This window comes from Saccharospirillum alexandrii (assembly GCF_004000275.1).
GTDB lineage: Bacteria > Pseudomonadota > Gammaproteobacteria > Pseudomonadales > Natronospirillaceae > Saccharospirillum > Saccharospirillum alexandrii.
This window is the reverse complement of record NZ_RCIP01000004.1, coordinates 378,060-390,169: the sequence shown is the minus strand read 5'-3', so window position 1 is coordinate 390,169 and position 12,110 is coordinate 378,060. Positions and strand designations below refer to the sequence as shown.

The following is a 12,110-nucleotide window of genomic DNA, read 5'->3' as shown; positions in this document are numbered from 1 at the left end:
TCACTTCATCCCGCCTCTCGGCTGGTTGGAGCCGCTGTTCGGTCACAGCGGAGGCGCATTATAGGGACTGAGTTCCCCGGGTCAACGCCTTTACTGACTTTCTTCAAAACTTTCTGCAGAAATTAAAAAAGGCGTCCCGGGGAACGCCTTTTACAGTGCACTCTCAGCTATCAGGCCGGAGCTACTTTACCACGCGCAAAGACGGCTTCTTACTACCACCGTCATCACCACCCGATGGCGTGTCGTCCGGATCCGGATCGTCCGGTGCCTCGAGATCGAACCCCATGCCCTGACCATTCTCTTTGGCAAAGATGGCCATAATAGAAGACATGGGCGCTCTGACCAGAGTAGGCACACCGGAAAAGCGAGCACTGAATTCCACCCAGCGGTTGTCGAGCACCAACTCCCTGACCGCCGAAGGCGCTATATTAAGTGTGATCTGACCATCCCGAACAAATTGCACAGGCACTTCGACACCTGGGAAGTCGGCTGCAATCACCAGATAAGGCGTGCAGTTGTTGTCGACAATCCACTGATGGAAAGCCCTGAGCATGTAGGGTTTGTTGGAGGTCATTTCACTCATCAGTCGCGCATCTCCTGCTCGACTTCAGACAGGCTGATCTGGAACGATTCACGTTCAAACAGACGTTCCATGTATTTGTGGATCGGCTTGGCCTGTTTTTCAGTCAACTCAATACCCAGGGCCGGCAAACGCCACAGAATAGGGGCAACGCAACAATCGACTAGAGTGAACTCCTCGCTCATGAAGAACGGCTTTTCGTCGAACAAAGGCGCAATGGCCAGCAGGCTTTCGCGCAGTTCTTTACGCGCCTTGGTCACACTGTCTTTACTCTTGGCAGCAACGATAACATCGACCTTGTCGCACCAGTCGCGCTGGATGCGAGCCATGTACTGGCGACTCTCGGCCCGGGCAACGGGATATACCGGCAGCAACGGCGGGTGCGGGAAACGCTCGTCGAGGTACTCCATCATCACGTAGTGTTCAAACAGCGTGAGGTCACGGTCGACCAGTGTTGGCAGAGAGTTATAAGGGTTGATGTCGGCAATTTCCTGAGGCATGTCATCCGGATCGACGTCTTTGATGTCGACCGCTACGCCCTTTTCCGCCAGCACAATACGCACCCTGTGGCTGTATTGACTGGCCGGATCGGAGTAAAAAGTCATGGAAGAACGTTTGGCAACGACGCCCATTAGGTACTCTCCTCGATGTAAAAACACCCTGATACAAGACAAAACAAGCGCGGACCAGCCGCGCTTATCAAAAAATGGTACTCGGCAGTCACGTTAGTGAATGTCTTTCCACAACTCGCGATACAGCAACTGACCGATCACCAGGAACACCGCCAGGAAGGCAAACACCATCCAGCCAATGCGTTCACGGTCTTTGGCATACGGCTCGCCCATGTAATCCAGGAAATTCACCAGATCATAGATGGTCTCGTCGTACTCAGCCTTGGTTTGCGAGCCTTCAACCGCGTAGTTTTCACAACCACCGTCGGTGATAAGGTTCCCCGTTAACGGGTCAAAACGACGGTCACTGACGGCATGAGGTGCTTCAGCACACAAACCCTGAAGCTCCATCAGAACGTGCGGCATACCGACATTGGCAAACACAGAGTTGTTGACACCCAGCGGGCGGCTATCGTCTTGGTAGAAACCACGAAGGTATGTGTACAACCAGTCTTCGCCGCGAACCCGGGCTACCAGCGTCAGGTCCGGCGGCGCCGCACCAAACCAGGCCGCGCCATCGTCGTAGCTCATGGAGTTCTGCATCAGCGAACCGATGGCCGCATCGGTAAAGATCAGGTTTTCCGCGAAAATCTCTTCGGGAATATCCAGATCAGCAGCAACCCGGTTGTAACGGGCGTATTCCAGTGAGTGACAGGCCATGCAGTAGTTCATATAGGTCTGAACACCGCGTTGCAGCGAGGCCTTGTCAGTAATGTCGGTCTCGATGTGATCCAACTCAACCGCGGCACCGGCGGCCAGGGCCACCAGTGGAGACATGCTCAATATGAGAGACAGGAACAGTTTCTTCATTTCGCTGGCACCCTCTCTGGTACGGGTTTGGTGGATTCCATGCGCGTGTATATCGGCATCAGCAGGAAGAAGCCGAAATAGATCACAGAGCCAATGCGGGCCAACCAGGTATTCAGATCGGTTACCGGCTGACCACCCAGGTAAGACAGCATGATGAAGGCCAGGGCAAACACCACAATGGCGGTCTTGCTCATCCAGCCCTTGTAACGCCAGCTCAGCACCGGGCTCTTATCCAGCCAGGGCAGGATGAAGAGAATGGCAATGGCGGCGCCCATGGCGATCACACCCATCAACTTGTCAGGCACAGCCCGCAAGATGGAGTAGAAAGCACCGTAATACCAGGTCGGTGCAATATGCTCTGGCGTCTTCAGCGGGTTAGCCGGCTCAAAGTTGGCATGCTCGAGGAAATAGCCGCCGCCTTCAGGGAAGAAGAAGATCACACCGCAGAACACGAACAGGAAGACGATGATCATCGGCAACTTGCCAAGCGTGTAGTAGGGGTGGAACGGAATGCCGTCCAGTGGTTTACCCTGTTCGTCTTTGTGCTTCTTGATGTCGATGCCGTCGGGGTTGTTGGAACCCACTTCGTGCAGCGCCAGAATGTGCAGCACCACCAATAGCGCCAGAACCAGCGGCAAGGCGATAACGTGCAGTGCAAAGAAGCGGTTCAGCGTGATGCCGGAAATCAGGAAGTCACCCCGGATCCACTCAGTCAGGCCATCGCCGATGACCGGAATGGCACCGAACAGAGAGATGATCACCTGGGCACCCCAGTAAGACATCTGACCCCAGGGCAGTACATAGCCCATGAAGCCTTCGGCCATCAGCACCAGGTAGATGAACATGCCGAACACCCAGATCAGTTCACGAGGCTTTTTGTACGAGCCGTACATAATGCCGCGGAACATGTGAAGGTAAACGACAATAAAGAAGAAAGACGCACCGGTGGAGTGCATGTAGCGAATCAGCCACCCCATCTCAACATCGCGCATGATGTATTCGACGGAGAGAAAGGCTTCATCGGCACTGGGCACGAACGACATGGTTAGCCAGATCCCGGTCAGGATCTGGTTGGCGAATACCAATGTTGCCAGCAACCCGAACACGTACCAGAAGTTCAGGTTAACCGGCGCATAGTACTTGGACATGTGCTTTTCATAGGCATTGGTGACCGGCAGGCGCTGGTCGAGCCATTGCATGAAGGCTGGCTTGTTAGTACTCATCAGGCAGTATCCTCACCAATGGTTAGCATGGACCCTTCGATCATATGCGGAGGCACCACCAGATTGGTTGGGGCGGGAACACCGCGAAAGACGCGACCGGCCAGATCAAAACGGGACCCGTGGCACGGGCAAAAGAAACCACCCATCCAGTTCTCATCGAACGACTGAGGCTCAACATTGGGCAGGAACTGGGGTGAACAGCCCAGATGGGTGCATACGCCTTCCAGTACCAGCAAGTCCTCGGAGCGGGAACGCGCCGGGTTCTGTGCGTATTCTGGTTGCTGTGACACCACTTCTGAGTTGGGGTCAGACAGACGGTCGACCAGTTCATCACTTTTTAGGTTGGCGATGGCCTCTTCAGTACGTCGAACGATGAAAATCGGCTTGCCGCGCCATTCTGCAATGCGCATTTCGCCGGGTTCGAGCCTACTGATGTCAACGGTCACCGGAGCCCCGATCGCCTTAGCTTTCTCACTGGGAAACCAGGAGCGGACGAACGGGGTTGCAACTCCAACCGCGCCTACGGCACCCATGGCGCCTGTCGCGATATAGAGAAAGCGGCGCCGACCCTTATTTACGCCGTCTTGCGTCATTATTAGGTCCTCTGTCTGAAGGTAGAAAAAATACGGGGCAGTTTCCACAAAATGACGGGAATACTAAAGAATTACACTCCCACTGACAAGAAAACCCTTCGCCTTACAAGGGTATTGGCAGGGGTCGGACCTTACCGGCTATCCATATGGTCATGGTTTCGACTGGCTGGCGCGGTAACAAACAAAAACGCCCGGACAAGTCCGGGCGTTTTGAAAGCAGGGCCATCCAGAACGATTAACGCTTGGAGTATTGCGGACGCTTACGCGCCTTGTGCAGACCGACTTTCTTACGTTCAACCATCCGGGCGTCGCGGGTTACGTAACCGGCGGCACGCAGTTGCTTGCGCAGAGTCTCGTCGTAGACCATCAGGGCACGGGTAATGCCATGACGAATCGCACCGGCCTGACCGTTGGCACCGCCACCGGCAACGCTGATGATGACGTCAAATTTGTCAGTCAGCTCAACCAGTTCCAGCGGCTGACGAACGATCATGCGTGACGTTTCACGACCAAAGTACACATCCAGAGGGCGCTTGTTGACGCTGATCTGGCCAGTACCTGGACGCAGGTAGACACGTGCGGCTGAGGTTTTGCGGCGACCTGTACCGTAATATTGCTGAATTGCTGTCATGTCGCTCCCCATTAAATCTTAAGTTCTTTGGGCTGTTGTGCAGTATGCGGATGATCGACACCGGCATACACCTTCAGCTTCTTCAGCATGGCACGGCCAAGCGGATTCCGGGGAATCATGCCTTTAACCGCCAGTTCGATCACGCGCTCGGGCTTGTGGTCGATCATTTTTTCGAAGCTCATAGACTTCAGGCCACCCGGGTACCCGGTATGACGGTGATACATTTTTTGCTTGGTCTTACGACCGGTCACAGCCACTTTCTCGGCGTTGATCACGACGATGTAATCGCCAGTATCCACGTGAGGCGTGAACTCTGCTTTATGCTTGCCGCGCAAACGACGAGCAATTTCGGTCGACAAGCGACCCAACGTTTGGCCTTGGGCATCGACTACGTACCAGTCGCGCTTTACTTCAGCCGGTTTTGCTACAAAAGTTTTCATTTAACTCCGCCTAATAAAAGTGGGGGGCTCAGGGGCAGTTAATCCGAAATAAGGGCGCGGATAGTAAAGAAACAACCACCCCTTTGCAAGCGCCTTCGATCAAATAGTATTCAAAAACGGGCCGATGGCCGAACGGCCCTGCTACATCCCGTCGCTTTCCGTGGTTCCGCCCGGCATTCTCACTCTCGCGAAGCGCACCAGGCCTACGCCAAGGCCGGCAATGCAGCCAAAAACCGTCACCAGCATACCGAACACAGTTTCAGGCTCCAGGCCCACTTCCGGGCTCAACACAAAGCGGGTGACACCCCAGAAATAGGCGAGACTGGTCACCAGAAACGTCAGCATCAACATACTGACCACCCAGTACCCCTTGGCATCGTAGAGCCGCAAGCGGCCTTTCAGCACCCGGCTGTGTAGCAGCGTAAAGAGGCCGGTCGAGGCACCCGCAACAATCAGCGCCAGCGCCACCAGATAGATGATCATGCCGTCCCTCCAGGTTGAATGATGCCGCCCGTCACTCGGCAACGGCCAAAACGGGCACCAGGCCCTGCATCAATGTTCCCGGGTTTTCCGGAACGCAATATCAGGGTGCCGTTCCTGCGCCATCTGCAGATTGACCATGGTCGGGGCCACATAGGCCAGGTTATCTCCGCCATCCAGCGCCAGATTATCGTAGGCCTTATCGCGGAATTGCTCCAGTTTGCGCGGGTCCGAGCACTCGACCCAGCGCGCCGTGGCCACACTGATGGGCTCGTAAACCGCATCGACCTTGTACTCCGACTTCAAGCGCTGGGCCACCACGTCGAACTGCAGCATACCAACAGCGCCGACGATCAGGTCATTGTTCTTGAGCGGCCGGAAGACCTGGACTGCGCCCTCTTCAGACAGCTGCATCAGGCCCTTTTGCAATTGCTTGGCCTTAAGCGGGTCGCGCAGGCGAATGCGGCGGAACAGTTCGGGCGCGAAGTTCGGGATACCCGAGAACTTGACCATCTCACCCTGGGTAAAGGTATCACCAATCTGAATCGTACCGTGGTTGTGAAGCCCGATGATGTCACCGGGCCAGGCTTCCTCGACAGCAGACCGATCACCTGCGAGGAAGGTCAGAGCGTCGGAGATGCGTACGTCTTTGCCGGTGCGGACATGTTTCATCTTCATGCCTTTCTCGTATTTGCCGGACACAATGCGCAGGAAGGCAACACGATCGCGGTGGTTCGGGTCCATGTTTGCCTGAATCTTGAAGACGAAACCGGAGAAAGAGCTTTCACTGGCATCCACAACCCGCTCATCGGTGGCCCTAGGCTGGGGGTTCGGCGCCCAGTCCACCAGGCCGTCGAGCATGTGGTCGACGCCAAAGTTACCCAGCGCCGTGCCGAAGAACACCGGTGTGAGTTGTCCGGCCAGGAACTCTTCCAGATCGAACTTGTTGGCGGCGGCCAGCAGTTCAACATCCTGACGCAATTCCTCGGCGTATTCGCCCAGCGCCTTGTCCACATCTGGGTTGTCGAGCCCCTTGATGACCCGACGCTCCTGGATCATGTGCCCCTGGCCAGTCTGATACAGCAGCACTTCATCGTTCAGCAGGTGGTAGACGCCCTTGAACTGCTTGCCCTGGCCAATCGGCCAGGTGATGGGCGCACAACTGATCTTCAGGATATTCTCGACTTCATCCATAAGCTCAAGCGGCTCGCGGATATCGCGGTCGAGCTTGTTCATAAAGGTCAGTACCGGGGTTTCGCGCATCCGGGCGACGTCCATCAGCTTGATGGTCCGGTCCTCAACGCCCTTGGCCGCATCGATTACCATTAAACAGGAGTCAACCGCGGTCAGGGTACGGTAAGTGTCTTCGGAGAAGTCTTCGTGCCCCGGGGTATCGAGCAGATTCACCAGCTTGTCGTTGTAGGGGAACTGCATAACCGAGGTGGTAATGGAAATACCCCGGTCTTTTTCCATTTCCATCCAGTCCGACTTCGCATGCTGGCCAGACTTCTTGCCCTTCACGGTACCGGCCGTCTGCAGGGCCTTCCCGAACAGCAGCACCTTTTCAGTAATGGTGGTCTTACCGGCATCGGGGTGCGAAATGATGGCGAAGGTATGACGTTTTGAGACTTCTTCAGCAATGGTGCTCATAGATAAGCGGCATTTCCCAGACAAAGCGGTTCAAATTGCCGCGCATTATAACGTTCGCCGCCTGATTTTCGACCACAGGGGCGAAGATAGTCGGCGGTCCATGTAAAATACCGCCACCCAATGCCCAAAGTGACCCGCTTGACCATGACGCATCACCAGCCACCCGAACCCGCCAAAGACACGATCTACGCCAGCGCACACGGTCAGGTCGCCGACTTCCGCTTTGACGATACCGTCGCACGCGTCTTTCCGGACATGATCAAACGCTCGGTGCCGGGCTATAGCCACATAATAGGCATGATCGGCATCCTCGCCGAGCAATACGCCCAGCCCAACAGCCGGCTCTATGATCTGGGCAGCTCCCTCGGTGCCGCCAGTCTGGCCATGCGCCACCGGGTACATGCCCCGGGCGCCGTGATTGTCGCTGTCGACAACAGCGAAGCCATGCTCGAACGCAGCCGGGATTTCCTGGAGAGTGAGGACTTGCCAACCCCGGTGCAGATGCTCTGTGCGGACATCACCTCACTGACGCTTGAGAACGCCTCCTTCGTAGTGCTGAACTTTACCCTGCAGTTCATTCCACTCGAACACCGCCAGATGACCTTGCAGCGAATATACGACGGCATGCTGCCCGGCGCAGCTCTGGTGCTTTCTGAAAAACTGCGCTTTCCCGATCCGGTGCAAGACCAGTTGCTGATTCAACACCACCACGATTTCAAGCGCGCCAATGGCTACAGCGACCTGGAAATCAGCCAGAAGCGCCAGGCGATTGAACGCGTGCTGCTGCCCGAAACCGCCGAAGACCACCTGAAGCGGCTGAAAGCGGTTGGCTTCAGCACCGCAACCCTCTGGTTTCAGAGCTTCAACTTCGCCTCCTTTCTGGCCATTAAGTAGCACGGGTACCCATGATCGACTTTCGACCTTTTATAGCGACCCTGAGCCATACGCCCCTGTCTGTCTGGCAAGCGCCACTCCAGTCTCAGTTGGACGAGTTATTTGCCACTCTGAACGATGGCAACCTGCCGCGCTTTTTGAAATGCATCGACCAGCTCCCGGATGTGACCGATATCAGTTTCGACCCGCACCATGTCGAACTGACAACAACCAACCCCCTAAGCGATACAGACCAGACGCAACTGGAGCACGCCCTGCGCGGCTTAATCCCCTGGCGCAAGGGACCGTTCCGGTTGTTTGGCACCCACATCGACTCGGAATGGCGCTGTGACCTGAAATGGGCCCGTGTCGCCCCGCACCTGAGCGACCTTAACGGCCGTTGCGTGCTGGATGTCGGCAGTGGCAACGGCTACTACGGCTGGCGCATGAAAGCGGCTGGCGCTCGCGTTGTGGCCGGCATCGACCCCTCCTGGTTATCCGTCGTGCAACACCTGGCCATCAACCATTATGTTCAAGACCCGAGTCACACGGTTTTGCCGTTCACGCTGGAAAGCCTGACCCCCGACCTCGAAGCCTTCGATACGGTATTTTCGATGGGCGTGCTCTACCACCGACGCTCGCCGCTCGATCACCTCGCCGAGCTGCGCGCTGCGTTAAGACCCGGCGGTGAACTGGTACTGGAAACCCTGGTCGTCGACGGCAACGAACGCGAAGCCTTTGTGCCACCGGGCCGGTACGCCCGCATGAATAACGTCTGGTTTCTGCCCAGCCCGAAAGCACTAGCGCACTGGCTGGAAAAATCCGGTTTCGAAGACGTGCACATCGCTGATGTCACGCCCACAACAACCGAAGAGCAACGCACCACCGACTGGAAACCCGGCCAGTCGCTGATTGATTACCTAAGCCCAACTGATCAAACACAAACTATCGAAGGACACCCAGCACCTTTGCGAGCTACACTTATCGCGACAAAACCGGCTGGTGCCAAACGTCTCCGCAGGTACTATCTGGACTGAGGTCACTCTCAGAAAACTCGGCTAAATAGACAGCTATCGATATGGCAGCCACATTGTACAGCCAACTTGATCACAATTTTTAAACTATCTGAAGAAGTGATGCTTTTTTAACAATAAATGGTCACTTTTTCGGCTGTTCAAAACTACGTCAATCGAATAATCTCTCCTCATCGCATTAAACATCTAGACTCAACAACGGCGTAGGGACTCAGCATTAGCTGAACCGCCAATGAAAATTGGAAGGAAGGATGTCTTCATGAGCCAGATTATAAACAGCCCATCTACATACTTTGCATTGCCAAACTTACAAAAATTTCTGTTCATTAGCGCACCGGGTTGTAGGCCGGTCGGGCTAACAGTCACATCGTTATTATGTAATACGACCTTGTGACGCCCTGATGGCGAGCCTGACAGTAAAAAGCTATTTTTTTAACGCGGCATCATGTCGAGTAATGTGAAAGCATAGCTGAGTGCTGTTGAGAGCGGGCGAACTTAACCGGCAGCTTTCAAGTCAAAATGGAGAGAGCATGACAAAAACTCAGATAGCCTGCTTACCTTTTGGGGTTACATCGTTTTGGCTTGGAAAGTCAGGCCCGTTTGCTGGTATCGATGGGGTAGTTTTTTTCCTGGCTTTATCCGTGTTGATTTCAATAAATCTGCTTCATGAATTTCACAACCAATAACTAGAAATACTCAGCGAGCATTAAAGACCACTACTGACTAATTAAACGTTTCAATACAAAGAGACTGGGTAATAATGGAAGGCCATTTTTTTGAGAACTAACAAAGACGCGCTTAGAGCAATGGCTTTTGTAGTTGGCTTGCCGCTAGGACTGAGCTTTTTACTTGGCTTCCCTTTCGATACAATGTCACAACCTCAAGCAATGTATTTAGCTCACTCAATCTTATACTTTCTTGCTGTATTCACCCCTGGTTTAATAATCAAAAGCTACAACGAGACTCCACGAACAAAATTGCAGAGCACTCGGACCTCGGCACGTAGCCTGACCAGTACAGGTGGCTTGGTTGCTTTGATATCATTTCCCAGTTCGGAAACAACACTACTATTGTATTTTTATGAGTGGATCTGGTTGATTTTGATACTAATGTCTGCCTTGTCTTTCCTGGTTTTCCGGCTTTATTCTTCTTTCAGGTTTAATAAAGTAAGTCAAAAAATGATAATTATTGCATTTCGAACCATTGGCTATGCGTCTCTTTTTTCGGCTGTCATGGGGTATGTCTATAGCCTATCAATAGTTCAGACAATCTGTTCATTCTTAGTAATTCTTGGAGTTTTTAATAATCAAGTATGGCCTGGTAATACCAAACTTCTTGCGACGAGGAAGAAGGCAACACCGTTAGCCAAACGTGCAATAGATTTCGTTGAAAGCTTGTCTTTCTCGTCCGGCATTACGCTATTGATATCCCTTTCACCTTCAAATCATGCTGGTTCAATAGCAAACACCGCCGTTTTTTTCTTAGTTTTATTTGCAGCTCACTGGTTGATATCCCTAGCCAAGAGCCGCCAGCCAGTGAGTAATTGAATACTAGCACTGAATAATTTCACTTCGTCACCACACTCAACTCATCAGCAGACTGCTGTACCAGATCAGCCACTTCGGCCAGAGCTACCAATCGATTGCTGAGGTTTTGCACCGTCTTCAAGGTGGAGCTGCTAATCTGGTTCAATTCCTCACCACTGCGAGTTTGTTGCTGCATTTCCGTTGCAACGGTCCTCAGTTGTTGTTGGAGCTCTGTAAAAGCACTGCGCATGGCAGTCACCTGCTCGGTCACAGCGTGCACTCGCTGCTCGCTGTCTTTCGCCTGAGTCAGGCCCTGCTTTATGTGTTTGGCACTGTCAGCCAGCAAGGTATTAATCTCATTGGCGGACTGGTTGCTACGGGTCGACAGTGTTCGGACTTCGTCGGCCACCACAGCAAAACCTCGCCCATGCTCCCCGGCCCGGGCGGCTTCAATCGCCGCATTCAAGGCCAGCAAATTGGTCTGGGTGGCAATATCGATAATCACCTGCGAGGCTTGCTCAATACGGTCGTTGCTGGCCTTTATCACATCCATCAGTGCCAGTAACTGAGAGGCCAGCTGCCGGGTCTGCTCACTTTCGGATTCCGTGGCATCCAGCGACTGCCCAACCTGACTCAATGCCTCCTCGCTCACCGAAACTGCATCCTGCACCCGCTCCAGGCTCGCAGCCAGACTGGCCGCAAACTCATGCTGGCGACCGGCAGCATCGTTCAACTCTCCGGACTGCGCACCTATCTGAGCCTCTACCTCGCCCAGCGAAGCGGTCGCCCTGACCAGCCGCCCGGATACATCCCGTGTTTGTGTCATCACGGTATTCATCTGGTCACTGGCTTGCTCAAGGCTGGCCTTCTGTTTGCTGACTGCCGCCTCGGCCGAGCGAGCTTCCGCTACAGCGCTCAACGTGATGCGCTGCATATAAGATTGCCCAACCCAAATCATTACTACCGGTAACAGATATCCAACGACGATATCCCGATTGAGATCAGAGCCCGTCAAAGGTGGCTCGGGAAAGGTATGCCCGGTCAGCTTGAGACGCACAAACACGATCGCGACCAACAGCATCGCAGCCGACCAAACCGAGCCCCACAACGGATTGGTCATCATATAAGCCAACACGATCAAGGTGACCATCCACAACAGATACTGCGAATCGATGCCACCGAACATATAGGCTGAATACAGCGCATGAACCGCCATGCCCAAAATGGCAAGATTGCCGCCGAGCACCACTGAATACCCCTGGCGCACCAGAAACGGCACCGGCAACACCAGCGCCATCAATATCAGGGCCGTCAACTGCAACTCGCCTACATCAAAGGCACGCCATTTAACCAGAGAGTAAGCGCCCACCAGCAACGCCAGCAGGCAAAACACCACAACTGCTTTCTCCCGAACCTGATCACCCTCAGTATTGGGCAAGAACCACGTCAACATTGAACCACCTCAGCAACTTTGACTGCAGTATGACTGCTATAGGTGTTAGAACTTTAGACCGGGTTGGTCAGTTTGTCCGTTCAGTCACCAATACCGGTTTAGTCTGAGGTTTAATGCTTTACTTAATCGTTTAAGACGATTATCGT

At 54.0% G+C, this 12,110-nt stretch carries 13 protein-coding genes; 3 read left to right on the top strand and 10 right to left on the bottom strand.

Annotated elements, in window-relative coordinates; all coding sequences use genetic code 11:
* Positions 1–181: 181 nt before the first annotated feature.
* The 9 genes from EP166_RS17690 to prfC all read right to left on the bottom strand — a co-directional run bounded on the left by EP166_RS17690 (position 182) and on the right by prfC (position 7,078).
* On the bottom strand, positions 182–583 hold the full coding sequence (locus EP166_RS17690; RefSeq protein ID WP_181952732.1) for a ClpXP protease specificity-enhancing factor: 402 nt from the start codon (positions 581–583) through the stop codon (positions 182–184).
* A complete protein-coding gene (locus EP166_RS17685; RefSeq protein ID WP_028672244.1) occupies positions 583–1,212 on the bottom strand; it encodes a glutathione S-transferase N-terminal domain-containing protein in 630 nt (209 codons plus the stop codon). The genes EP166_RS17690 and EP166_RS17685 overlap by 1 nt, the downstream gene beginning before the upstream one ends.
* Before the next feature lie 93 nt (positions 1,213–1,305).
* Positions 1,306–2,061, bottom strand: a complete 756-nt coding sequence (locus EP166_RS17680) for a cytochrome c1 (protein WP_127559519.1) — start codon at positions 2,059–2,061, stop codon at positions 1,306–1,308.
* The gene (locus EP166_RS17675) at positions 2,058–3,284 is read right to left on the bottom strand and encodes a cytochrome b (RefSeq protein WP_127559517.1); all 1,227 of its coding nucleotides are present in this window, start codon (positions 3,282–3,284) and stop codon (positions 2,058–2,060) included. Before EP166_RS17675 ends, EP166_RS17680 begins: the two co-directional genes overlap by 4 nt.
* Positions 3,284–3,877, bottom strand: coding sequence for a ubiquinol-cytochrome c reductase iron-sulfur subunit (petA, locus tag EP166_RS17670; protein WP_127559515.1), 594 nt, complete (start codon positions 3,875–3,877; stop codon positions 3,284–3,286). Before petA ends, EP166_RS17675 begins: the two co-directional genes overlap by 1 nt.
* 235 nt (positions 3,878–4,112) lie before the next feature.
* Positions 4,113–4,508, bottom strand: a complete 396-nt coding sequence (gene rpsI, locus EP166_RS17665) for a 30S ribosomal protein S9 (protein ID WP_127559513.1) — start codon at positions 4,506–4,508, stop codon at positions 4,113–4,115.
* A gap of 11 nt (positions 4,509–4,519) precedes the next feature.
* A complete protein-coding gene (gene rplM / locus EP166_RS17660; protein WP_127559511.1) occupies positions 4,520–4,948 on the bottom strand; it encodes a 50S ribosomal protein L13 in 429 nt (142 codons plus the stop codon).
* Between the two features lie 141 nt (positions 4,949–5,089).
* Complete coding sequence (locus EP166_RS17655; protein WP_127559509.1) at positions 5,090–5,431, bottom strand: hypothetical protein; 342 nt, start codon at positions 5,429–5,431, stop codon at positions 5,090–5,092.
* Positions 5,432–5,500: 69 nt separating this feature from the next.
* Positions 5,501–7,078 carry a peptide chain release factor 3 gene (gene prfC, locus EP166_RS17650; RefSeq protein ID WP_127559507.1) on the bottom strand — a complete coding sequence of 526 codons (1,578 nt, stop codon included), beginning with the start codon at positions 7,076–7,078 and terminating at the stop codon, positions 5,501–5,503.
* A 144-nt stretch (positions 7,079–7,222) separates the two neighbouring features.
* Between prfC and cmoA the strand changes: the two genes are divergently transcribed.
* The 3 genes from cmoA (at position 7,223) to EP166_RS17635 (ending at position 10,532) form a co-directional block, all read left to right on the top strand.
* Entirely contained in the window at positions 7,223–7,972 is a 750-nt protein-coding gene (gene cmoA / locus EP166_RS17645) for a carboxy-S-adenosyl-L-methionine synthase CmoA (protein WP_127559580.1), read from the top strand.
* Between the two features lie 11 nt (positions 7,973–7,983).
* Positions 7,984–8,988 (top strand): tRNA 5-methoxyuridine(34)/uridine 5-oxyacetic acid(34) synthase CmoB, encoded by a 1,005-nt coding sequence (cmoB, locus tag EP166_RS17640; RefSeq protein ID WP_127559505.1) that lies wholly within the window; start codon positions 7,984–7,986, stop codon positions 8,986–8,988.
* Positions 8,989–9,761: 773 nt separating this feature from the next.
* Positions 9,762–10,532, top strand: a complete 771-nt coding sequence (locus EP166_RS17635) for a hypothetical protein (protein WP_127559503.1) — start codon at positions 9,762–9,764, stop codon at positions 10,530–10,532.
* A gap of 19 nt (positions 10,533–10,551) precedes the next feature.
* Here the strand turns inward: EP166_RS17635 and EP166_RS21670 are convergent, their stop codons facing one another.
* The gene (locus EP166_RS21670) at positions 10,552–11,964 is read right to left on the bottom strand and encodes a methyl-accepting chemotaxis protein (protein WP_127559501.1); all 1,413 of its coding nucleotides are present in this window, start codon (positions 11,962–11,964) and stop codon (positions 10,552–10,554) included.
* Between the last annotated feature and the right edge of the window lie 146 nt (positions 11,965–12,110).